The organism is Methylibium sp. (genome assembly GCF_013817345.1).
In the GTDB taxonomy this organism is placed as follows: domain Bacteria; phylum Pseudomonadota; class Gammaproteobacteria; order Burkholderiales; family Burkholderiaceae_C; genus Methylibium.
In genome coordinates this window covers 13,896-37,305 of record NZ_JACDCW010000033.1, presented here as the reverse complement: position 1 = coordinate 37,305, position 23,410 = coordinate 13,896, and the positions used below count along the sequence as shown (strand labels likewise).

The 23,410-nt window shown below is 67.9% G+C and carries 18 protein-coding genes and 1 pseudogene; 14 read left to right on the top strand and 5 right to left on the bottom strand.

The genetic code is table 11. The features are described from left to right. Together H0W40_RS08515 and H0W40_RS08510 are read right to left on the bottom strand one after the other, a co-directional pair. A pseudogene (locus H0W40_RS08515) lies at nt 1-408 on the bottom strand (MFS transporter); the annotation flags it as partial. Nucleotides 409-552: 144 nt separating this feature from the next. Continuing rightward, nucleotides 553-1,281, bottom strand: coding sequence for a class I SAM-dependent methyltransferase (locus tag H0W40_RS08510; RefSeq protein ID WP_292445325.1), 729 nt, complete (start codon nt 1,279-1,281; stop codon nt 553-555). A gap of 39 nt (nt 1,282-1,320) precedes the next feature. On the opposite strand from H0W40_RS08510, the gene H0W40_RS08505 reads away from it, so the two are divergent. The 5 genes from H0W40_RS08505 (at nt 1,321) to parC (ending at nt 6,918) form a co-directional block, all read left to right on the top strand. Next, the gene (locus H0W40_RS08505; RefSeq protein ID WP_292445324.1) at nt 1,321-3,288 is read left to right on the top strand and encodes a DNA topoisomerase IV subunit B; all 1,968 of its coding nucleotides are present in this window, start codon (nt 1,321-1,323) and stop codon (nt 3,286-3,288) included. Continuing rightward, nucleotides 3,285-3,830: an N-acetyltransferase gene (locus tag H0W40_RS08500; protein ID WP_292445323.1), complete on the top strand. Its 546-nt coding sequence runs from the start codon at nt 3,285-3,287 to the stop codon at nt 3,828-3,830. Before H0W40_RS08505 ends, H0W40_RS08500 begins: the two co-directional genes overlap by 4 nt. 152 nt (nt 3,831-3,982) lie before the next feature. Then, the gene (locus tag H0W40_RS08495; protein ID WP_292445321.1) at nt 3,983-4,225 is read left to right on the top strand and encodes a type II toxin-antitoxin system Phd/YefM family antitoxin; all 243 of its coding nucleotides are present in this window, start codon (nt 3,983-3,985) and stop codon (nt 4,223-4,225) included. Then, nucleotides 4,222-4,599 carry a type II toxin-antitoxin system VapC family toxin gene (locus H0W40_RS08490; RefSeq protein ID WP_292445319.1) on the top strand — a complete coding sequence of 126 codons (378 nt, stop codon included), beginning with the start codon at nt 4,222-4,224 and terminating at the stop codon, nt 4,597-4,599. Before H0W40_RS08495 ends, H0W40_RS08490 begins: the two co-directional genes overlap by 4 nt. Further along, nucleotides 4,600-6,918, top strand: coding sequence for a DNA topoisomerase IV subunit A (parC, locus tag H0W40_RS08485; RefSeq protein WP_292445318.1), 2,319 nt, complete (start codon nt 4,600-4,602; stop codon nt 6,916-6,918). Between the two features lie 78 nt (nt 6,919-6,996). On the opposite strand, the gene H0W40_RS08480 is transcribed toward parC, so the two are convergent. The 3 genes from H0W40_RS08480 to H0W40_RS08470 form a co-directional block, all read right to left on the bottom strand. Next, a complete protein-coding gene (locus H0W40_RS08480; RefSeq protein ID WP_292445316.1) occupies nt 6,997-7,389 on the bottom strand; it encodes a hypothetical protein in 393 nt (130 codons plus the stop codon). Between the two features lie 132 nt (nt 7,390-7,521). Next, nucleotides 7,522-8,028, bottom strand: a complete 507-nt coding sequence (locus H0W40_RS08475; RefSeq protein ID WP_292445314.1) for a disulfide bond formation protein B — start codon at nt 8,026-8,028, stop codon at nt 7,522-7,524. Then, nucleotides 8,025-8,483: a RidA family protein gene (locus tag H0W40_RS08470; RefSeq protein ID WP_292445311.1), complete on the bottom strand. Its 459-nt coding sequence runs from the start codon at nt 8,481-8,483 to the stop codon at nt 8,025-8,027. The genes H0W40_RS08475 and H0W40_RS08470 overlap by 4 nt, the downstream gene beginning before the upstream one ends. Nucleotides 8,484-8,596: 113 nt before the next feature. On the opposite strand from H0W40_RS08470, the gene H0W40_RS08465 reads away from it, so the two are divergent. From H0W40_RS08465 to H0W40_RS08425, 9 genes are all read left to right on the top strand, one after another. Further along, a complete protein-coding gene (locus H0W40_RS08465) occupies nt 8,597-11,185 on the top strand; it encodes a DNA internalization-related competence protein ComEC/Rec2 (protein ID WP_292445310.1) in 2,589 nt (862 codons plus the stop codon). 121 nt (nt 11,186-11,306) lie between these two features. Then, nucleotides 11,307-12,263: a TAXI family TRAP transporter solute-binding subunit gene (locus H0W40_RS08460; protein WP_292445307.1), complete on the top strand. Its 957-nt coding sequence runs from the start codon at nt 11,307-11,309 to the stop codon at nt 12,261-12,263. 89 nt (nt 12,264-12,352) lie between these two features. Next, the gene (locus H0W40_RS08455) at nt 12,353-14,401 is read left to right on the top strand and encodes a TRAP transporter permease (RefSeq protein ID WP_292445305.1); all 2,049 of its coding nucleotides are present in this window, start codon (nt 12,353-12,355) and stop codon (nt 14,399-14,401) included. Between the two features lie 49 nt (nt 14,402-14,450). Continuing rightward, the gene (locus tag H0W40_RS08450; RefSeq protein ID WP_292445304.1) at nt 14,451-14,858 is read left to right on the top strand and encodes a DUF1850 domain-containing protein; all 408 of its coding nucleotides are present in this window, start codon (nt 14,451-14,453) and stop codon (nt 14,856-14,858) included. A gap of 131 nt (nt 14,859-14,989) precedes the next feature. Beyond that, nucleotides 14,990-16,435: a circularly permuted type 2 ATP-grasp protein gene (locus tag H0W40_RS08445; protein WP_292445301.1), complete on the top strand. Its 1,446-nt coding sequence runs from the start codon at nt 14,990-14,992 to the stop codon at nt 16,433-16,435. Between the two features lie 10 nt (nt 16,436-16,445). Next, nucleotides 16,446-17,405, top strand: coding sequence for an alpha-E domain-containing protein (locus H0W40_RS08440; protein ID WP_292445298.1), 960 nt, complete (start codon nt 16,446-16,448; stop codon nt 17,403-17,405). A 169-nt stretch (nt 17,406-17,574) separates the two neighbouring features. Further along, nucleotides 17,575-18,060, top strand: a complete 486-nt coding sequence (locus H0W40_RS08435; RefSeq protein ID WP_292445296.1) for a transposase — start codon at nt 17,575-17,577, stop codon at nt 18,058-18,060. Between the two features lie 358 nt (nt 18,061-18,418). Further along, the gene (locus H0W40_RS08430) at nt 18,419-21,703 is read left to right on the top strand and encodes a type VI secretion system Vgr family protein (RefSeq protein ID WP_292445294.1); all 3,285 of its coding nucleotides are present in this window, start codon (nt 18,419-18,421) and stop codon (nt 21,701-21,703) included. A gap of 4 nt (nt 21,704-21,707) precedes the next feature. Continuing rightward, nucleotides 21,708-23,336 carry a hypothetical protein gene (locus H0W40_RS08425; protein ID WP_292445291.1) on the top strand — a complete coding sequence of 543 codons (1,629 nt, stop codon included), beginning with the start codon at nt 21,708-21,710 and terminating at the stop codon, nt 23,334-23,336. The last annotated feature ends 74 nt before the right edge of the window (nt 23,337-23,410 follow it).

Below are 23,410 nucleotides of genomic sequence, written 5' to 3'. Positions count from 1 at the left end.
TGGCGCCACATTGCGGCCGATCACGCCGTAGACGATGGCGTAGGTGGTGCCCGCCTGGGCCATGCCGATCATCAAACCGGCGCTGCCGGTGAAGGCCAGGCCCGAAGTGGCCAGCGCCATCAGCACGAGCCCGCCGGCGTAGAGCAGCGCGCCGGCCAGCAGCACCTTGAAGGCGCCGTAGCGATCGGCCAGCATGCCGGCGAAGGGGCCCGTCAGGCCCCACATCAGGTTCTGGATCGCCAGCGCGAAGGCGAAGGTTTCGCGCGACCAGCCGCGGTCCATGGTGACCGGCTGCAGCCACAGGCCGAAGCCGTGGCGGATGCCCATCGACAAGGTGACGATGGCGGCACCGCAGATCAGCACCTGGGTCATCGACAGTCGGTTGGCGGTCGCGACGGGCTGGCTCATGGCGAGCACTGTAGCCAAGCGGCGCCGTTCCTGCCGGCTAGACGCCCTGCCCGGTGAGCGATCGAACGGCGAGTCCCGGCTTCGCCGGGATCACTTGGCGAAGTGGCTCGGCGACCGCCTGCTGCGCCAGCCTCCCGTTCTCGCTCAACGGCCGGCGAAGCTCCTCAGGGCGCGCTTCAATGGACTGCCCGGGCCGTGCGGCGGCCGGTACTCGGGCAGGCGCGCGGTGCCGGTCTTGCTGTGCACCGGCGGCTCGATCGGCCGTTTCTCGATGGCCAGCACGCTGTCGTAGAAGTGCAGCGAATGAGTGCTGCGGGTGAAGTCATTGACCGCCAGGCGCGCCGGCTGCTGGGAGTGCCAGGCGTGCAACTGGTCGATGAGCCCCTTGCTGTATTCGATGAAGCTCGCGCTGGCGCCCATGCCGCCGCCGAACTCGCGCCGGTAGCACGTGAGCAGGTCTTCGGCCATGTACACGCCGTTCCGATCGACCCGCGGATACAACTCCTCGAAGGTGCAGCGCAACTGGCTCATCATGTGGCCGCCGTCGTCGAGCACGATGTCGATGCGCGGCATGGCATCAGCCACCGATCGCAGAAAAGCACGGTCTTCCTGGTCGCCGATGAAGATGTTGACGCGGTCTTCCTCGAGCTCGCGGCAGGCCGGGTTGATGTCGACGCCGTAGATGTGCGCCTGTGGACCGAAGTAGTCCTTCCACATCTGCAGCGAGCCGCCCTGGTACACGCCGATCTCCAGCATGTGCACCGGCTGGCCGCGAAAACGGGCGAAGTGGCGCTCGTAGATCTCGAAGAAGTGGTGCCACTTGTGGATGAGATTGCCGGTGTTGGCGTGGAAATAGCGCTCGAGGTCGTTCATGGCGCGCGAGTGTAGGGCGCTCCCTACAATCCGCCGCCTATGGCAAAGCAAGGCAAGTACGCAGAAGAATCGATCCGGGTGCTCAAGGGCCTGGAGCCCGTCAAGCAGCGTCCGGGCATGTACACCCGCACCGAGACGCCGCTGCACATCGTGCAGGAGGTGATCGATAACGCGGCAGACGAAGCGCTCGCGGGGCACGGTCAGCGAATCGCCGTGACGGTGCATGCCGACGGCTCGGTGAGTGTGGAAGACGACGGCCGCGGCATTCCCTTCGGCCTGCATCCCGAAGAACAAGTGCCGGTCGTCGAGATCGTGTTCACGCGTTTGCATGCCGGCGGCAAGTTCGACAAGGGATCGGGCGGCGCTTACAGCTTTTCGGGCGGACTGCATGGCGTTGGTGTGAGCGTGACCAACGCGCTGTCCACGCGCCTGCAGGTGACGGTGTTTCGCGAAGGCAAGGTCGCCACGCTGGCTTTCGGCAGCGGCGACGTGACGGAGGCGGTCGTCACGCGCAAGGCCGGCGCCGCGGATCGCCGGCAGGGCACCAGCGTTCGGGCCTGGCCCGACCCGAAGTACTTCGACACGGTCGATCTGCCCAAGGCCGAACTGGTGCACCTCCTGCGCAGCAAGGCCGTGCTGATGCCGGGCGTGACGGTGACGCTTGCCTTCGAGAAAACCGGTGAAGTGCAGAGCTGGCGCTATGAAGGCGGCCTGCGCGACTACCTGCTGCAAAGCCTGAACGCCGACCCGGTGATCCCGCTCTTCGAGGGCGCGCATTACGCCCGCGAAACCGAGACCGAGAACTTCGCGGAAGGCGAGGGTGCCGCCTGGTGCGTGGCCTTCACCGAAGAAGGCAACGCACTGCGCGAAAGCTACGTCAACCTGATTCCCACCATCGCCGGCGGCACGCACGAATCGGGCTTGAAAGACGGCCTCTTCACCGCGATCAAGGGCTTCATCGACCTGCATTCGCTGTTGCCCAAGGGCGTGAAGCTGATGCCCGACGACGTGTTCTCGCGCGCCAGTTTCGTGCTGAGCGCGAAGGTGCTCGATCCGCAGTTCCAGGGCCAGACCAAGGAGCGCCTGAACTCGCGCGATGCGCTGCGCCTCGTCTCCACCTACGTGCGCCCCGCCTTTGAGCTGGGGCTCAACCAGCACGTGGCTGAAGGCAAGAAGCTGGCCGAGCTGGTGATCCGCCAGGCCCAGGCGCGCCAGCGCGCGGGCCAGAAGGTGGAAAAGCGCAAGGGCTCCGGCGTGGCCGTGCTGCCCGGCAAGCTCACCGATTGCGAGAGCCGCGACCTGAGTTTGAACGAGCTGTTCCTGGTCGAGGGCGATTCCGCCGGCGGCAGCGCCAAGATGGGCCGCGACAAGGAAACGCAGGCCATCCTGCCGCTGCGCGGCAAGGTGCTCAACTCCTGGGAGGTCGAGCGCGACCGGCTGTTCGCCAACAACGAGATCCACGACATTGCGGTGGCCATCGGCGTCGATCCACACGGCGCGAACGACACGCCCGATCTGTCCGGCCTGCGCTACGGCAAGGTCTGCATCCTGAGCGATGCCGACGTCGACGGCTCGCACATCCAGGTGCTGCTGCTGACGCTGTTCTTCCGCCATTTCCCCAAGCTCATCGAAGCGGGCAACGTCTTCATCGCCAAGCCGCCGCTCTTTCGCGTCGACACGCCGGCGCGGGGCAAAAAGCCGGCCGCCAAGCTCTATGCGCTCGACGACGGCGAGCTCACTGCCATCCTCGACAAGCTGCGCAAGGAAGGAGCGCGCGAAAACTCCTGGGCCATCAGCCGCTTCAAGGGCCTGGGCGAGATGAACGCCGAGCAGTTGTGGGACACCACGCTCAACCCCGAGACCCGCCGCTTGCTGCAGGTGTCATGGGGCCGGCTCGATTTCCTCGCAACCGAGGGGTCGTTCAACAAACTGATGGGCAAGGGCGAAGCGGCCTCGCGGCGGGCGTTGATGGAGCTGCATGGGGACGAGGTGGAGGTGGACGTGTGAATCCCGCACCCGCCGCCACGCAGTTGCGCCTGCGCCCCACCATGCTGTTCGACCTCGACTTCGTGCTCACGGTCGAGCAGGACCCGGCCTGCCGGCCCTTTATTACGCCATGGGAGCGTACGCAGCACGAGGGCGCGGTGCGGTTTCCCGACTTCCGGCACTTCATCGTCGAGGCGGGCACCGGCACGCAGGCGGTCGGCTTCGTGATCCTGCAGGGGTGCCGCAGCCGGCATCGCTCGATCGAGCTCAAGCGCATGGTGATCCAGGTGCAGGGGCAAGGCCTGGGTCGCGCGTGCCTGCGCATGCTCGAGCAGATCGCCTTTCGCGACCTGCATGCGCATCGTTTTTGGCTCGACGTGAAGGCGAACAACGTCCGGGCCAAGGCGCTGTACGACAGCGAAGGCTTTGTCGAGGAAGGGCGGCTGCGCGACTGCGTGCTCACTGACGAGAACGGCGTGCAGGGCTACGACTCGCTGATCGTGATGTCGATGCTCGAAGCCGAGTACGCCGAGCGGCAGCAGGCCGGGCAAGACGCTGCCTGAGAAGTTTCCTAGGACTTCGGACAGGGTCGGCCAGCGAGCTGCCGACGATCCGGCGAACTCTTGTCAGAACTCAGTGCGACTGCTTCGACGCCGCGACCTACAATCGGCATGACCAACTCTGGTCAATCCGTGTTGTCGACGAAGGACATGCCATGCAGGTCAACATTTACGAAGCCAAGACCCGACTGTCCGAACTGGTGGAGCAGGCGCGTCAGGGGCACACCGTGGTGATCGCCAAGTCGGGCACGCCGATGGCCAAGCTGGTGCCGCTCGATTCCGGGCCGAAACGCCAGATCAAGTTCGGCTTGATGAAGGGGGAGTTCATGGAGACCGCGGACTTCGACGACCCGCTTCCAGACGACCTGCTCGCAGCTTTCGAAGGCCGTGAGCCTTGAAGCTGCTGCTCGACACGCACATCGTCTTGTGGATGCTGCGCGATGCCCGTGAACTGGGTGCGCAGGCGCGCAAGCTGATCGGCGCCGCCGACGAGCTTTACGTCAGCAGCGTCTCGATCTGGGAGGCCGCCATCAAGGCGGCGGCCGGCAAGCTGCCGATCGACATGCCCCGCATGGAAGCGCAACTGTTGGCGACCGGGTGCCTTCCTTTGCCCATGACCTGGGCGCACGCCGTGGCCTATCGCCAACTGCCCCCCCTGCACCGCGACCCGTTCGACCGCATGCTCGTCTCGCAGGCGATGAGTGAGCCGCTGCGCTTCCTGACCCACGACGCCGCCCTGGCCGCCTACTCCGATCTCGTCACCGTTGTCTGAATGAACGACCTGTTTGCCCCCGTGCTGCCTGATCCGGGCGACGCCATCACCCTGGCCGACTACGCCGAGCGCGCCTATCTCGAGTACGCCCTTTCCGTCGTCAAGGGCCGCGCGCTGCCCGACGTGTGCGACGGCCAAAAGCCCGTGCAGCGCCGCATCCTCTATGCGATGGAGCGCCTGGGCCTGGCCTTCACCACGCCGGGCGGCCCCAAGGCGATGAAAAGCGCGCGCGTGGTCGGCGACGTGCTCGGGCGCTACCACCCGCACGGCGACAGCGCTGCCTACGACGCGCTGGTGCGCATGGCGCAGGATTTTTCGCAGCGCTATCCGCTGATCGACGGGCAGGGCAACTTCGGCTCGCGCGACGGCGACGGCGCGGCGGCCATGCGCTACACCGAAGCGCGCCTCGCGCCCATCACGCGGCTGCTGCTCGACGAGATCGACGAAGGCACGGTCGATTTCATCGCCAACTACGATGGCTCGACGCAGGAGCCGCGCCAGTTGCCGGCGCGCCTGCCTTTCGTGCTGCTCAACGGCGCCAGCGGCATCGCGGTCGGTCTGGCCACCGAGGTGCCGAGCCACAACCTGCGCGAGGTGGCGGCCGCTGCGGTCGCGCTCCTCAAGAACGAGAAGCTGGCCGAAGACGAGTTGCGTGCGCTGCTGCCCGGCCCCGACTATCCGGGCGGCGGCCAGATCATCAGTGGCGAGTCCGATATCCGAGAGGCTTACCGGACGGGCCGCGGCTCGCTCAAGGTGCGCGCGCGCTGGAAGATCGAGGACCTTGCGCGCGGCCAGTGGAACCTGGTGGTCACCGAACTGCCTCCCGGCGTGAGCACGCAGAGGGTGCTCGAAGAGATCGAGGAGCTCACCAATCCGAAGGTGCGGGCTGGCAAGAAGGCCGTCTCTGCGGAGCAGGCGCAACTCAAGACGACCGTGCTCACCGTGCTCGACGCGGTGCGCGACGAGTCCGGCAAGGAGGCCGCGGTGCGCCTCGTGTTCGAGCCCAAGAGCCGCACGGTGGAGCAGCAGGAGCTGATCAACGTGTTGCTGGCACACACCAGCCTGGAGACTTCGGCGCCGATCAACCTGACGATGGTGGGCGCCGACGGCCGGCCCACGCAAAAGAGCCTGCGGCAAATGCTGGCCGAGTGGATCGGCTTTCGCCTGGCGACGGTGCAGCGCCGCACGCGCCACCGGCTCGGCAAGGTGCTGGACCGCATCCACATCCTCGAAGGCCGGCAGCTCGTGCTGCTCAACATCGACGAGGTGATCCGCATCATTCGTGCGGCCGACGAGCCCAGGCCGGCGCTGGTCAAGCGCTTCGGGCTGAGCGAACGGCAAGCTGAAGACATTCTCGAGATCCGCCTGCGTCAACTGGCGCGGCTGGAGGCGATCAAGATCGAGCAGGAGCTGAAGGACTTGCGGGTCGAGCAGGGCAAGCTCGAGGACATCCTGAACAGCCCGACTGCACTGCGGCGCACGGTGGTCAAGGAGATCGAGGCCGATGCCAGACAGCATGGCGACGAGCGCCGCACTCTTATTCAGGCCGACAAGCGGGCGGTGGCGGAGGTGCGGGTGATCGACGAGCCGGTCACGGTGGTGATCAGCGCCAAGGGCTGGGTGCGGGCGCGCCAGGGCCACGGGCACCCTATGGCCAGCTTCGCCTTTAAGGCGGGCGATTCGCTCTACGGCACCTTCGAGTGCCGCACCACCGATGCGCTGCTCGTCTTCGGCTCCGCGGCCAACGGCGCGGGCCGCGTGTACAGCGTGTCGGTGGCGGGCTTGCCGGGCGCGCGCGGCGACGGCCAGCCGATCACCTCGATGATCGATCTGGAAACCGGCACCCAGCCGCTGCACTACTTCGCCGGCCCGGCCGAGGCCACGCTGCTGCTCGCCAACACCGGCGGCTACGGCCTGCTCGCGAAAGTGAGCGACCTGGTCGCACGCCAGCGCGGCGGCAAGAGCTTCCTGAGTCTGGCCGAGGGTGACAAGCCGCTGCCGCCGAGCCGGGCCGACGGTGCGGCGCAAGTGGCCTGTCTGAGCTTGACGGGTCGTCTGCTGGTTTTTGCGCTGGATGACATCAAGCTCCAGCCCAAGGGGGGCCGCGGTCTCACCTTGATCGATCTCGAAGCGAGGGACGCCTTGGTCAGCGTGGCTGCATTCGAGAAGACGCTGCGGGTGCTCGGCAGCGGGCGCGGTGGCAAGGCCAAGGACGAAACACTGGGCGCCGCCGCGCTAACGGTTTATCGCGGCGCGCGCGCCCGCAAGGGCAAGCCGGCGGATATCGGCTTCAAGCCGACCTTGCTGCTGCGCACCTGAGCCGCGTTGCCACCTTGCAAGCGAATGACGGCGGGGCGCTTGCTTCGTCCGCCGAGCCGTTCGCGGGCGGCGGCGAGGTCACTTGCCGCGAGCCACCGGCCTTGCTCGCTTGGCCGAGGTCACGCCGGGTTTGGTCGCTGCTGACGTTGAAACCGGCGGCTCGGCCGGCCGTGCGCTGACCCGGCGGCGCCGTGCCGGTTGTTCCGGTCGAGCGACGCTGGGCTTGGCGCTTTTGGCTGGCTTCGGCGGCGTCACCACGCCTGCCGGCGGCTGCACGGGCACGCTGGGCCACAGCGAGCGCCAGTAGCGCCACCAGTCCTCCGTGGCATGGGCCGTGTGTTGCCAGACGGCGCGTTGCGCCTCGGCGATGGCTTGTGGCGACCACAGCGCCGCATCGCGTCGCGATTCGGCTTTCGGCGTGGCAGTGCCGTTGTCGGACGGGTGGGGAAACCAGAAACGCCAGGGGGTCATGCTCGTCTCCTTCGGCGCGCGGTGCGCCGGCGACTAGCTTAGGCCTTGCGCAGGACGATGCCTCGAACCCGGGAACCGGGTGCGGGTTTGACGCGACAGTCTCAGCCTCGCAACCTGTCCCGTCTCGCTGCATCAGCGCAGCTTGCGGTCCCGCAGCAGGAGCAGCGCGGTCAGCGCGATCAATGCGAACAGCGCGCCGCTCCACACCTCGAAGGGCAGGCCGAGCAAGCGCGCGCTGGCAGCCTCCATGCAGGTGGCGGTGACCTGAAAGAGGAAGGGCAGTGCGGTTTCCAATCCCGTCGCACTTAGAAAGCGATCGACCACCGTGAAGGCGCAGCTCGCGTCCTTGGCGGCCACCTGGTGCTGGAACACCGCTGAAGCGATGCCGCCGAGCGCAAGCGCCAGCACGCCGAGGGTGCTCAGCAGGCTTGCCGTGCGCGCCGCTATGGCCCATCCGATCAGCGCGACCACTGCAATTGCGAGGTACAGCACGCGCTGAAAAATGCACCACGGGCAGGGCAGCATGTCGAACGCGTGCTGCGCGACCAGCGCGCCGCTTACCGCGAGCAGGCAGACCAGCGCGATCAACGCCAGCACGCCGCGCGGCATGCGGTGAAAGACGCTGCCCCGTGGTTTCATTGCACCTCGGCGATCAGCTCGATCTCTACGCAAGCGCCCATCGGCAACTGCGCCACACCGAAAGCGCTGCGAGCATGCGCGCCGCGCTCGGCGCCGAACACCTGCACCATCAGCTCCGAGGCGCCGTTGGTGACCAGGTGGTGTTCGGTGTACGTGGCGCTGCTGTTGACGAGGCTGAGCAGCTTGACGATGCGTCGCACGCGCTCGAGGTCGCCCACCGCGGCCTGCAGGGTGCCCAGCAGGTCGATCGCCACCGCGCGCGCGGCGGCCTTGCCGGCCTCGGTCGCCATGTCGGTGCCCAGCTGGCCGACCAGCGGCTTGCCGGCCTGCCGGGCGATGTGACCGGACAGGAACACCAGATTGCCGCTCTGAACGAAAGGCACGTAAGCGGCAGCCGGAACGGCCACTGGCGGCAGCTCGATGCCGAGCTCGGCAAGGCGTTGTGCAATGGTCATGATGGGGGCTCCTGAACGGGGGGAGCGGCATCGTACCGCGGAGGGATGGCGCATTGGCCGAGCCGTTTCTAGACTGCGGCATGCCACCCGGTGCAAGGCTCATCGCGACAGGCTTGGCACTCGTCGCCGGCAGTGCGCTGCAGTTGCAGCAGCCGGCGCTGTGGGCGCCGGTCGGCTACGCCACGGCGCTCTTGCTGGCGCTGCTGTTGTTGGGCAGCGGTCGACTCCTGCGGCCGCGCGGGGCCACTGCGCCGTGGCTGCTCGGGGTGCTTGCCATTGCGGTACTCGCTTTTGCCGCGACCGGCTTGCGTGCCGGCCTGCGGCTCGGCGATGCGCTGGCCGCTGAACTCGAGGGCCGCGATGTCACCGTGATCGGCACCGTCGCAAGCTTGCCGCGGCGTGCGCCTGAGGCCTGGCGTTTCGTCTTCGAAGTCGAGTCCGCGCAACTGGACGAGCGGGCCGTTGTCCTGCCGGCGCGCGTGGCGCTCGGCTGGTATGCGAGAGGCGCAGAGCAGCTGCCGGAGCTTCGCGCCGGCCAGCGCTGGCAAGTGGTGCTTCGCTTGAAGCGCCCGCACGGGCTGGCCAATCCGCACGGCTTCGACTACGAGCTCTACCTGTTCGAGCGCGGCGTGCGCGCCACCGGCTACGTGCGCACCGTGAAAGGCGCGCGCAACGAACTGCTGACCGAGCGTGCCGGGCATGCGGTCGATCGAGTGCGGCAGGGTGTGCGCGACGCGATCGGCCAGCGCGTGAGCGATCCCGCCACCGCCGGCGTGCTGGCGGCGCTGGCCATCGGCGACCAGGCTGCGATCGAGCGCGAGGACTGGGCGCTCTACCGCGACACCGGCGTAGCCCATCTCATGTCGATCAGCGGCCTGCATGTCACCATGTTTGCCTGGGTCGCCGGCCTGGCGGGCACCTGGCTGTGGCGGCGCAGCCGGCGCGCGATGCTACGCTGCCCGGCGCCTTCGGCAGGGCGCTGGATCGGCCTGGGCGCAGCGCTCGCTTATGCGGTGCTCGCCGGCTGGGGCGTGCCGGCGCAGCGCACCGTGCTCATGCTGGCCACCACCACCTTGATCGGCGCGGCCGGCCTTCGTTGGAGCTGGCCACTGGTATGGACGAGCGCAGCGGCGGTGGTGAGCCTGATCGACCCGTGGGCCTTGCTGCAACCGGGCTTCTGGCTTTCGTTCGTCGCGGTCGGACTGCTGCTCGCATCGGGCGAGGCTCGCGGCCTCGTGCGGACCAGCAGCGGGCTCGAGCCGGCGGGCGTAATGGCATCGACGGCGCAGAGTTACGCGGCGAGACCGTCGGGGCATGAAGCGCAGGCGCCAACGCTGCGGGCAAGCCGTGACCGCTTCGCTGCGGTCCGGCTGCGCGCGCCGCGCTGGAGTGGCATTGGCCGGCAACTCGGCCGCGTGATGGCCGGCGGCGTTCGGACGCAGGCCGTGGCCACGCTCGGCCTGGCGCCGCTGAGCCTGGTGTTCTTCCAGCAGCTTTCGGTGGTCGGCTTCGCCGCCAATCTCGCGGCGATTCCGCTCGTCACCTTGCTGGTCACGCCACTGGCGCTGCTGGGCGTGCTGCTGCCGGCGCTGTGGCCCTTGGCGGGCGCGCTCGTCGACGCGCTCGATGCGCTGCTGCGCGTGCTGGCGGCTTCAGACGGCGCGGTCTGGTCGGTGGCCGCCGCGGCGCCCTGGGCGGTGGCTTGCGGGCTGCTCGGCGGTGCGCTGGGACTGCTGCCGCTGCCCTGGCGCGTTCGCTTGCTCGCTCTTCCGCTGGTGCTGCCGCTGCTCGCACCGCACGTGGCGCGGCCCGGCGAGCGGGCCTTCGAGCTGACCGCGATCGACGTCGGACAGGGCACTGCAGTGTTGGTGCGAACCGCGCGGCACAGCCTGCTGTTCGATACCGGTCCGCGCTACTCGATCGAGTCCGATGCCGGCGAGCGCGTGCTGCTGCCTTTGCTGCGCTCGTTCGGCGAGCGCCGTCTCGACCTGCTCATGCTCAGCCACCGCGACACCGACCATGTCGGCGGCGCTGCCGCACTCCTGCGCGCATTGCCGGTGACGGCCCTGACCAGTTCGCTGGAAGCCGGCCATCCGCTGCTCGCCCTGGCCGGCGAGCACGGCACGAGCGTTCGCCGCTGCGAGGCCGGCCAACGCTGGGCCTGGGACGGCGTCAGCTTCGAGGTGCTGCACCCCGACGGGCCGATGCTCGACGCCGCCGTGTCGCGCAAGACCAAGCCCAACTCGCTGAGCTGCGTGCTGCGCATCGGTGGGCACTGGGGCGGTGCGGCGCGCAGCGTGCTGCTCAGCGGCGACATCGAGCGCGCCGATGAAGCGCAACTGGTCGCACGCGACGCCGGCCGGCTTTCGAGCGAGGTGCTGCTGGTCCCCCACCACGGGAGCAAGACCTCGTCGAGTGCGCTCTTCCTCGACGCCGTGTCGCCGCGCCTTGCGGTGGTGCAGGCCGGCTACCGCAACCGCTTCGATCATCCGGCAGCCGACGTGCTGGCACGCTTCGAGGCCCGCGGCATTGCGGTGCTCGCCAGTGCGCGTTGCGGCGCCTGGACGTACGGGCCGCAGGGCGAAAGCTGCCGGCGCGATGCGGTTCGCCGCTACTGGCACCATCCGGACGCCAGTGCCTTGCCGGTCGGGCCGGGCGAGGGCGTCGCGGGCGCGGCAGCCGCGCTGCCGTACGCCGAGTGAGTGCCCAGGCCGAATCGGACGCCCGATAGGCGGGGTGCCTGGGTGAGGTAATCACGTAGGGCCAGCAGTCGCCGTATGCCTACAGTCGGGGCTTCGTCGTTCACCCTCAGAGGAGACGCTCATGCGTTTGACCCATTGCATCGCCGCCGTCGTGGCCAGTGCCGCCGCCTTGACCAGCATGGCGGTGTCCGCCCAGCAGCAGTTCATCAACGTGCTCACGGGAGGCCAGAGCGGTATCTACTATCCGATCGGCGTCGCGCTTTCGCAGGTGTACGCGAAAGCCATCCCCGATGTGCGCGCCACGGCGCAGGTCACCAAGGCCTCGGCTGAAAACCTGAATTTGCTGCAGGCCGGCCGCGGCGAGCTGGCGCTGTCGCTGGCCGATGCACTGTCCGACGCCTACAAGGGCAACGCCGATGCCGGCTTCAATACGCCGCTGACCAAGCTGCGGGCGCTCTCGGCCACTTACAACAACTACATCCAGATCGTCGCCAATGCCGACTCGGGCATCCGCACGCTGGCCGATTTGAAGGGCAAACGCGTCTCCGTCGGCGCGGCACGCTCGGGTACCGAGCTCAACGCCCGCGCGGTGTTCCGCGCTGCAGGCCTGACGTACGACGACCTGGCCAAGGTCGAGTACCTGCCGTTCGGCGAGTCGGTCGAACTGATCAAGAACCGCCAGCTCGACGCCACCTTGCAATCGGCCGGCTTGGGCGTGGCCTCCATCCGCGACCTCGCAACGTCCGTCAAGATCGTCGTCATTCCGGTGCCGGCAGACATCGTGGCCAAGATCGGCAATGCTGCCTACCAGCCCGGCGTGATCCCGGCCAACACCTACGGCGGCCAGACCGAAGATATTCCCACCACCGTGATCGCCAACTTTCTCGTCACCCACACCGGCGTTTCCGACGACCTGGCTTATCAGATGACGAAGGCGATGTACGAGAACCTCGACTCGCTGTACGCCGCTCACAACGCGGCGAAAGCGATCAAGCGCGAGAACGCTGCGAAGGGCGCGCCGGTGCCGCTGCATCCTGGCGCGGAGCGCTACTACCGCGAGGTCGGCATCATCAAGTAAGCCGCTGCACGGGCCGACCGGCCCGCTGATAGCTCGCAGCCCCGGCGGCCTCGACACGATTCGGGCCGCCTTTTTCATGACCTACGCTGATGAACCAATCACCCGCCGCCGCCTCAGCCGCCACCACCGCCGCTCCTGACGCTGCCCTGCCTCGCGCCGTGTTCTGGATCGCGATCGCGTTTTCCAGCTTCCAGATCATCACCGCGGCCTTCAGCCCGATCTCCAGCCAGGTGGTGCGCGCCATCCATGTCGGCTTCGTGCTGCTCATGGTGTTCGCGCTGTTCCCGCCGCGGCTCGGCCAGCGCCGCCTCGTGCCGCTGGGCTGGCTGCTCGGGCTCACCGGGTTCGCGCTGAGCTTTTATCACTGGGTGTTCGAGGCGGATCTGACGGCTCGTGCGGGCGAGCTGATTCCGGCGGACGCCGTCGTCGGCGTCATCACGCTGGCGCTGGTGTTCGAAGCCGCACGGCGCGTGATGGGCTGGGCACTGCCGGCGATCTGTGCGACCTTCCTCGCCTACGCCTTGTTCGGCGAGTACCTGCCGGGAACGCTGGCGCACCGCGGTTACGGCTGGGACCAGGTCATCGGCACGATGGGTTTCGGCACCGAGGGCATCTACGGCGTGCCGACCTACGTCTCCTCGACCTACATCTTCCTGTTCATCCTGTTCGGCGCCTTCCTGGAGCAGGCGGGAATGATCCGCCTGTTCAACGATTTCGCGATGGGCACGGTGGGCCACACGCGGGGCGGGCCGGCCAAGGTGTCGGTCATCACCTCGGGCCTGATGGGCACCATCAACGGTTCGGGCGTGGCCAACGTGGTGACCACCGGTCAGTTCACGATTCCGCTGATGAAGCGTTTCGGCTACTCGCCGGCGTTCGCGGGCGGCGTGGAGGCGACTGCCAGCATGGGCGGGCAGATCATGCCGCCGGTGATGGGCGCCGTGGCCTTCATCATGGCCGAGACGATCAATGTGCCCTACATCGAGATCTGCAAGGCGGCCCTCATTCCGGCTTTGCTGTACTTTTGCACCGCGTTCTGGATGGTGCACCTGGAGGCCGGCCGCAAAGGGCTGCTCGGCCTGGCCAAGGAAGACTGCCCAAATCCGTGGACAGCGATCAAGGAGCGGTGGTATCTGCTCCTGCCGCTGATCGGCCTGGTGGCGCTGCTGTTCTCGGGCTACACGCCGCTGTTCTCGGGAACCATCGGCCTGGCGCTGACGGTCGTGCTCATCTTCGGGGCGGCGCTGCTCAGCGGCGTCAACCCGATGGCGCTGCGGGTGCTGTTCTGGGTGTTGCTGGGCATCGCCTGCGCCGGCTTCCTGGAGTTCGGTGTGATGGCGTTCTTCGTCATCACGTCGGTGCTGATCGTGCTGCTGCTCCTGCGCCGCACCGGCAGCGGCGCCTTACGGCTGGCCGTGCAGGCGCTGGCCGACGGCGCGCGCCACGCGCTGCCGGTGGCCATCGCCTGCGCGCTGGTGGGTGTGATCATCGGCGTGATCAACCTCACCGGGGTGGCCGCCGAACTGGGCGGGCACATCATCCTCATCGGCGAGAAGAGCCTCTTCCTCGCGCTGTTGCTGACGATGTTCGTGTGTCTGGTGCTCGGCATGGGCATCCCGACCATTCCCAACTACATCATCACCAGCTCGCTGGCCGCGCCGGTGCTGCTGGAGCTGGGCGTGCCGTTGATCGTCTCGCACATGTTCGTCTTCTACTTCGGCATCATGGCCGACCTCACGCCGCCGGTGGCGCTGGCGGCCTTCGCGGCCTCGCCGATCGCCAAGGAGACCGGGCTGAAGATCAGCATGCAGGCGCTGCGCGTGGCGATCGCCGGCTTCATCGTGCCGTACATGGCGGTGTATTCGCCGGCATTGATGATGCTCGGCGGCGACTGGCTGGCCACGGTTTACGTGGTGTTCAAGGCCCTGGTGGCGATCGGCCTTTGGGGTGCCGGCGCGATCGGCTTCATGGTCGGTCCGATGAACTGGGCCGAACGGGTGTTCGCGGTGGTGGCGGCCTCGTTCCTCGTGGTGGCGCTGCCGCTGACCGACGAGATCGGCCTGGGCGCTGCGGCGCTGTTGGTGGGGTGGCATTTGTGGCGCAATCGCGCCGCGGTCAACCAGCGCGTGGCGACGTGAGCGACGCGCGCTACCGGGCCAGGCAAGTCCCGGTACCGGGGACGCGCGGATGAGCGTTCTCGGTGTGTGCCTGGCACTGCTATCCGCCCCGGCCGAAGTGGTGTTCGTTCCGGCCCAGCGCTTTACGCTGGCCTGGACCCACTCGATCGAGAAGACGCGCTGGGAAGAGGACTACACCGTCGATCTGGATGCGGGCACGCCGCGGCTGCGGGCCTCGAGCGCACGGGTGCGTGGCTCCGGCGCCGGCATGGAGCCGCCCCCCGACGCTGTCCTGCGCGACGGGTGGTACGAGTACCAGGCGGGACAGCCGCTTGCGCCGCTGCGCCTGACGCGCTCGGCCTTCACGCCCGACTACGACTGGTGCGCCGCCGCCGGCTGCCGGCCGCTGGCGGCTTGGCTGCCGTCCGACGGTGGCGTGACCTTGTTGCACGCCTGCCGCGATCCTGCCGCCCGCTGAGCCCGCTGCGTAGGTCGAGCACCGGCGCAGGGGGCTCAGCGGGCGGGCAGCGCGCCCAGCCGGTTGTAGCGCCCTTGCGCACCCGCTTGGCACAATCCCTGCTAAATGCTCCAAGCGCGGGAGACGCAGCGATGACGATGTACGACGAGATGCATGCGGCAGGCCGGCAGGTGCGCGAGCACTACCTCGGCTACGACCGTTGGCTCGCGGAGCAACCCCACGCCGTCATGCAGCGCCGCCGGGACGAGGCGGAGATGATCTTTCGCCGCGTCGGCATCACCTTCGCGGTGCATGGCGCCAAGGGAGAGGGCGCCCAGCCCGACGGCGGCGGCACCGAGCGGCTGATTCCCTTCGATCTCATCCCGCGCATCATCCCGGCGCACGAGTGGCATGAGCTGGAGCGCGGCCTCAGGCAGCGCGTCGCGGCGCTCAACCGCTTCCTGCACGACGTGTATCACGGTCAGGAAATCCTTCGCGCCGGCGTCGTGCCGGCCGAACAGGTGCTCGGCAACGCGCAATTCCGTGCCGACATGATGGGCGTCGACGTGCCCGGCGGCGTGTACTCGCACATCGCCGGCATCGACATCGTGCGTGCCGCGCGGCCCGATGGCAGCGGCAGCTACTACGTGCTCGAAGACAACCTGCGTGTGCCCAGCGGCGTGAGCTACATGCTCGAGAACCGCAAGATGATGATGCGGCTCTTCCCGGAGCTGTTCGGCGGCCACCGAATTGCGCCGTTGGCTCACTATCCCGACCTGCTGCTCGACACCTTGCGCTCGGTGGCGCCGGCGGGCGTGACCGAGCCGACCGTGGTGGTGCTCACGCCCGGCATGTACAACAGCGCCTACTTCGAGCACGCCTTCCTCGCCCAGCAGATGGGCATCGAGCTGGTCGAAGGGCAGGACCTGTTCGTGCGCGATCACCACCTCTACATGCGCACCACGCAGGGCCCGCGGCGCGTCGACGTGATCTACCGCCGCATCGACGACGACTTTCTCGACCCGCTGGCTTTGCGGCCCGACACCACTCTCGGCTGCGCGGGCCTGCTCGGTGTCTACCGCGCCGGCAACGTGACCCTGGCGAACGCCATCGGCACCGGCGTGGCCGACGACAAGTCGATCTACCCGTACGTGCCGAAGATGATCGAGTTCTACCTCGGCGAAAAGCCGATCCTGGAGAACGTGCCTACGCACCTGTGCCGCCGCGACGAGGACCTGAAATACGTGCTCGCGCACCTCGGTGAGCTGGTCGTCAAGGAAGTGCATGGTGCCGGCGGCTACGGCATGCTGGTCGGCCCGGCGGCGAGCAGTGCCGAGATCGCGGCATTTCGCGAACGGCTTCTCGCCAATCCGGCCAACTACATCGCGCAGCCGACGCTGGCGCTTTCGACCTGCCCGACCTATGTGGGCAGTGGCGTCGCGCCGCGCCACATCGACCTGCGGCCCTTCGTGCTCTCCGGGCGGAGCGTGCAGATGGTGCCGGGCGGCCTGACGCGCGTGGCGCTCGAGGATGGATCGCTGGTGGTCAATTCGTCGCAGGGCGGCGGAACCAAAGACACCTGGGTGCTGGAAGCCTGAGGAATCGAACATGCTGTCGCGCACTGCAGATCACCTGTTCTGGATGGCCCGCTACACCGAGCGGGCCGAGAACACCGCGCGCATGCTCGACGTCAACTACCAGATGTCGTTGCTACCCCAAGCGCCCACCTCCTCGGAGCAGGGCTGGCGCGGCCTGCTCAGCATCTCGGAGCTGACGCATGACTACCACCGCCGCTTCGACAAGGTCGCCGCGCGCGAGGTGATGGACTTCATGGTGCGCGATGCCGGCAACCCCTCGAGCATTCATTCCTGCCTGAGCGCAGCGCGCGAGAACGCCCGCGCGGTGCGCGGCACGCTGACCACCGAAGTCTGGGAAACGGCCAACACGACCTGGCTTGAATTCAAGCGCCTGATTGCCGGCGGTACCTTGGCCAGCGACCCGTCCGAGCTCTTCGAGTGGGTCAAGTTTCGCTCGCACCTCTCGCGCGGGGTCACCTTGGGCACCATGCTGCAGGACGAGAGCTTTCACTTCCTGCGCATCGGCACTTTCCTCGAACGTGCCGACAACACCGCGCGGCTGCTCGACGTGCGCTTTCATTCGGCGCAGGGCGAGTTTTTCGGCGTGCGCGAAGATGGCAGCGAGCCGGCCGCGGCGGATTTCTATCACTGGAGCGCGATCCTGCGTTCCGTTTCCGGCTTCGAGGTTTATCGCAAGGTCTACCGCAACGTGATCCTGCCGGAGAAGGTGGCCGAGCTGCTGATCCTTCGCGCCGACATGCCGCGATCTCTGGCCGCCTGCATGAACGAAGTGGTCAGCAACCTGCAATGCGTGGCCAACGAGCAGAGCACGGATACGCTGCGCCGCGCCGGGCGCCTGCGCGCCGACCTGAGCTTCGGGCGCATCGACGAAATCCTGGCGACGGGGTTGCATGCCTTTCTCACCCAGTTCCTCGATCGCGTCGGCGATGTCGGCGTCGGCATCAGCCGCGATTTCCTGGTTCCGGTCTAAGGCTCTGCCCTCGAGCGCACAAGCGCTTGCGTCGTTTCGAGAGGCGCCGAAGCGGCGCCGCGCTACTGTGCGGTCGGCCGGTTTTCAAGGGGCGCCGAGTGTGGGGAGCCCTCATAGCCCGGCACCGTCGCCCGGGCGACACTTCGGCCCCTCTTGCAGGAGCGATGCGATGAAGCAATTGGTCACGGTCGGGGTAGAGCGTTGGGCGAAAAAGAAGGTCACTCGGCGAGAGCGTTTCCTGGCGGTCATGGAGCAGGTCGTGCCCTGGGACCGGCTGACGCAGGCCGCCGAGCCGCATTGGCCGCGCGAGCGCGAAGGGGTGCGCAGCCGCCCGTCGGTCGACCTGCCCTGCATGCTGCGGCTGCACTTCGTGCAGCGGTGGTATGCCCTCGCCGACGACGCCCTGGAAGACGCGCTGCACGACTCCGGCGCGCTGCGCCGCTTTGTAGACATCGACTTCAATACACAGAGCGTTCCGTGCGCCAGCACGATGCTCGAATTCAGGCGCCTCCTCGAGAGCCAATCGCTCCTGCGCACCCTGCTCAGCGAGATCGACAATTTCCTGCGCCACCAAGGCCTGCTCATGAAGCCCGGCAGCATGGCGGAAGCGGCCATCGTCGCGACGGACGGCGCGACTCTGCGCCGCTGCGGTTAGGCGCCTGGCTTGCCTTGATGCCAATTCGCAGATCCAGGGGACTCCAAGCTACATGCCGATCGGCGCGGCTGCCGCCGGCAGCACCAGCGTGGTGTGGTTCACAAAGCGGCTTCCGGCGGGGCCGTCGTCTGTCAGGCGTTCACCGCTGCGGGAGGCGGTCTTTCGGGCGTTCAGTGCGTGGCGACAGAGCTGCCGTGAAGCCCTCGAAGCAAGGCTGAGGCCACAGCCGGTTTTCCTTTGGAAGACCCGCTTTTCGTAGGCGTCCTTCCCTTGGGGGTGAAGCACTTTTTTTCGCTCGCAAGGCACTAGCAGCCGAATACCATGCCGCGCCCGACCGTGGGCGCGACAGGAATTTTTCATGAGTCGTCAGCCCTTCGCTCCTGCATTCAACGCTCTGCATTTCGACGACGCCGCCCGCCTGTACCGCCTGCAGGGCGAAGGCGCACTCTCCAAGTTGCTGGTCCAGGCCTGGAGCCTGAAGGAACAGCTCGACGCACCGTGGACGATGGAGCTCGTCGCCCTGGACACCGACGCCGGCCTGGACACCCAGGCCCTGCTCGGCCAGCGGCTCACGCTGCACACCGTGCTCGCCGACGGCAGCCTGCACCCGCGCAGCGGCCTGGTGTTCGCGGCCCGCGCTGGAGACGCCGACGGCGGCTTCGCCCGCTGGCGCCTCACCGTGCGTCCCTGGATCGCCTTGCTCGGGCACACCCGGCGCAGCCAAGTCTGGCAAGAGCAAAGCCTCGTGCAGATCGTCGAGAGCGTGTTCGCCCGCTACTCCGCCCACGCCCGCTGGCGCTGGACCGATGACGTGACGGCGCACCTCGCCCGCAGCCCCTTCGTCGGCACCGGTCAAGTGCGCAGCTACACCGTGCAGTACCGCGAGACCGATCTCGCCTTCCTCACCCGGCTGCTCGCCGAGGAAGGCATCGGCTGGCGCATGGAGGAAACCGGCGCAGCACAAGCCGGCTCGGCCGCCCCAGCGAACCCGGCCGGCCCACCCGCCCGATCCGCCCGATCCGCCCGATCCACCCCGGCGAGCGAAGCCGACTCCTTCGGCCGCATCGTCTTCTTCGCCGACAGCCCCGGCGCGGCCAGCTGCCCCGCAGACCGCAGCAGCGAGCAAGGCGGGGGCATCCGCTTCCACCGCGCCAGCAGCCAGGAACACAGCGATGCCGTGCAGGCCTTCGGCAGCGCCCGCGTGCTGCAGGCTGCCGAGATCACCGTGCTCAGCTGGGACTATTGGGCCAAGCGCGTAGTCGCCGCCAGCGTGCCCACGAACCAACTGATCGGCGGACCGAACGCCCCGCGACTGGAGGCTTATGAGCCCGCCCGCGCCTACGCCTTCGCCACCCCCGTGCAGGCCCAGTGCGCCGCCACCCTGAGCCAGGAAGCCATCGAAGCCCGCAACAAGACCTGGCTGGGCTGCGCCACCGTGCGCAGCTTCACCGCCGGCACCAGCTTCGAGCTCACCGGCAGCCCCCTGGATACCTTGGCCTCGCTCGGCCAGAACGAGCCCGAGCGCCGCTTCCTGCTCACCGCGGTGATCCACGCCGGCATCAACAATTTGCCCAAGGACATCGGCCAGCGCATCGCCGGCGTGCCGCACGCCCCCCGCTTCGACGCGCACGGCTTCGACGACGACAGCTTCGCTGCGGGTGGCTTCGGGGCCGGCGACTTCAGCGAGCCCGCCGAGCCCGCCGACCTGCTCGCTCCTTGGGTCGGTGCCGAGGTCCGAGCCCAGGCCGCCGCCACCGGCTATGGCAACCGCTTCGAAGCCCTCGACGCCCACGTGCCCTGGCGCCCCGCGCTCACCGACGAGGCCGGCCGGCGCCTGAACAATCGACCCACTGCCCAAGGCCCGCTCACCGCCACCGTCGTCGGCGCCGACGGCAGCAGCCACGGCAGCGGCGCCGAGCAGATCCACACCGACCGCCTGGGCCGCATCCGCATCCGCCACGACTTCCAGCCCCCGGGCGAAGCCAGCACCTGGGTGCGCGTCATGCAGCGCTGGGCCGGCGCGGGCATGGGCTGCCAGTTCATCCCCAGAATCGGCCAGCAGGTGCTGGTCGGTTTCATGGACAACGACATCGAGCGCCCGCTGGTCATCGGCGCGCTGTACGACGGGCGCGGCGAGGGCGGTGTGCCGGCCACGCCGGGCGGCAAGGCCGCGCACGGCGCTGCGCAGGGCCGCTCTAACGCCGGCGATGGCGCCCGCGGCAACGTGCATGCCGACAAAGACACCAGCGCCGCCAGTGCCGCCAGCGCCGTCTTCAGCCACTCCGCCGACCACCGCCCCGCCGGGCAAGGCAACACCACCGGTGGCCACGCCCCGCCCTGGCACGGCGCCAGCCCCGCCGCCCTGGAGGCCGGCGGCCAGCGCAACGCTGCGGCTCTGTCGGGCTGGAAGACGCAGGAGTTCGGCACAGGAGCGGCAGGCCACAACCAGCTCGTCTTCGACGACAGCGACGCCCAACTGCGCGTGCAGCTCGCCAGCACCCAGCACGCCAGCCAGCTCAACCTGGGCCACCTGATCCACCAGGCCGACAACCACCGGGGCAGCTTCCGGGGGCTGGGCTTCGAGCTCAGGACGGATGCCTACGGCGCGGTGCGCGCCAAGCAAGGCCTGCTGATCAGCAGCTACGGCACTCGTCCCGGCGAGCCGGCGGGCGACAACGCTGCGGGCATCGCGCTGGCCGGGCAGCTCGCGGCGCTGGGCAAGACACTGAGCGAGGCGGCCAACCTGCACCAGACCGTCAAGTTGGCCGGGCATATCGGCAGCACGAAGGCCAAGCACAGCGCGCTCAGCGACACGCAAGCCCCGCTGGCGGCACTGCACACGGCGCTCAAAGGCATGGTGAGCGACGCCAGCGCCGAGCAGGCCGCCGCGGATGCGGCCAGCAAGAACACGCAGACCGCTGCTCCCGGCGCGGCAGCGGGACCGGGCAGGCTGCCCCACACCACCGACCCGGTGATCGCCATTACCGCGAAGGCCGAGCTGGCCGTCGCCGCCGGGCAGGACCTGCAACTGGCCGCGGGCGAGACGATCGCGCTGGGCGCAGGACGAGACAGCCACTTCGCCATCGGCGGCACCGCCCGCATCCACAGCGGCCAGGCCATCGGCATGCTGGGCGGGGCCGTCGGTGCGGGCGAGCAGGCGGCTGGCACGGGCCTGACCTTCATCGCCGGGCAGGGCGACATCGAGCTGCAGGCGCAGGCCGACAAGCTGCAGATTGCCGCGAAGGACGACGTGACGCTCCAGTCGGCCACGAGCCACATCGACTGGGCCGCGGCCAAGCGCATCGTGCTGAGCACCGCCGGCGGGGCCAGCATCACGATCGAGGGCGGCAACATCACGGCGATGTGCCCGGGGAAGATCACGGTGAGGGCGGGGCAGAAGTCGTTCGGGGGGCCGCAGACCTACGCCCAGGGAATGAACGCTTGGCCGCAGGCAACGCCGTTGGACGAGCAATACGAACTGCGCTGGCCTTACGACGGCTCGCCACTGAAGAATCGCGCCTTCGAGATCGTTCGCGGCGACGGCTCGGTCATCCGTGGCGTAACCGACGCGAACGGCAAAACGGGGCTGCAGAAAAGCCAGTTCGTCGAAGCGCTGTGTTTTCGACTGATGCCCGAGGCCTGATGCGATGACCGAGAAAACCATCGAGCGCCTCATTACGCCTGCGTACGACCGTCGTGGCAATCCGCAATGGAAGTCGATCATGTCCGCGCCCGACGCCAGTGTGGCGGTGGTGAACATGATCCCGGACCGGATCATTCCGGTGATCTTCGTGCCGGGAGTGATGGGCAGCAATCTGAAAGGAATCGGTCGCGCTGCTGGCGTGGACTGGACATTGAACTCGAACCTTTCGATGCTTCCCTGGCTGGCGAGGGGCGCTCAGCGTCGAAAGCAAACGCTGACGCCTGCCACTATGGAGGTCGACGACAGAGGCGTCATTCCAACGGGTACGCTGCAAGGCGAAGAGGAGCTGCAGCGGCGTGGCTGGGGCGAGGTCGGTGCAATCAGTTACGCGGCGTTCCTGGTCTGGCTGGAAAACGCACTCAACGACTTCGACAACCCCGCAGCGGGCGAGCGTGTCCGTCTGATGAATGAGAACCTCGGCGCCATGCTCGGAGAAGCCGCGTTGTCGGACGAGGCGGTCGGCCTGAGCTACCGCTACCGGTTCGCGGTGCATGCCTGCGGCTACAACTGGCTCGACAGCAACGCCCACTCTGCCAATCGGCTGGCGCAACGCATCGACGACGTGATTGCGCGCTACCGGCGCGACCGCAAGAAGTGCGAGAAGGTCATCCTCGTGACGCACTCCATGGGTGGCCTAGTGGCGCGCTACTGTTCGGAACTCGCGGGCATGAAGGACAAGATCCTCGGCGTCGTGCACGGCGTCATGCCCACGCTCGGGGCGGCCGCAGTCTACCGGCGTTTCAAGGCCGGCACCGAGTTCACGCCCTGGTACAGCGTGCTCGGCGCAACGTCGGCGGCAGTCTTGGGAGACGATGCCGGCGAGATGACCGCCGTGCTGTCGAGCGCGCCGGGGCCGCTGCAACTGCTGCCCACGGCCGAATACGGCAACGGCTGGCTCCAGATCAAGGACGGCAAACACAAGTACAGCTTTCCGAAGGACGGCGACCCGTACAGCGAAATCTACGCCGTGCGCGGCAAGTGGTGGAGCATGTGCGAAGACCGGTTGATGAATCCGCTCAACGAGGAGCGTGATCCGAAGAAGCGGCAGGCGCAGACGGATTCGGATTGGCAGGCGTTCGAAGACACGATCGAGGAAAAAGTGAAACCTTTTCACGAGAGCATTCGATCGAAATACCACTCGAACACTTGTGCGTTCTTCGGGAGCGACAACGACAAGCGCGCCTACGGCAAAGTCACCTGGACGGGCAACGGCGGCGGCTGGCTGCGAGGCGATCGTCCCGCGGACGTGCTCGGTGCTCGTCCCGTCGGGGGTATCGAACTGGGCACAACGCGTACGGCCGCTGCACCGCTAGGCGGCACGGGATGGGCCACCGGTGAACACCAGAGCTATTCGCTCAGCGAGCCCGAGGAGGCAGGCGACGGCACGGTGCCTCACCGCTCCGGCGTGGCGGCCAAGGACTTCGTGCGGGCCTTTCTGCAAGTCGACGTCGGTCACGAACCGGCCTTCAACCACACCAAGGGGCAAGACAACTTGCGAGCCTGTCGATTCACCTTGCGCTCGATTGTCCTTATCGCGCAGGCAGTTCAAGAGACCAGCTTGCGCTACGAATGAGTTCTCGCCTACGAGCGGCATCGGCACGCGGTGGTCTTGTCCAGTGGATCGCCGTCGCGTCAGCCTTGCTCATC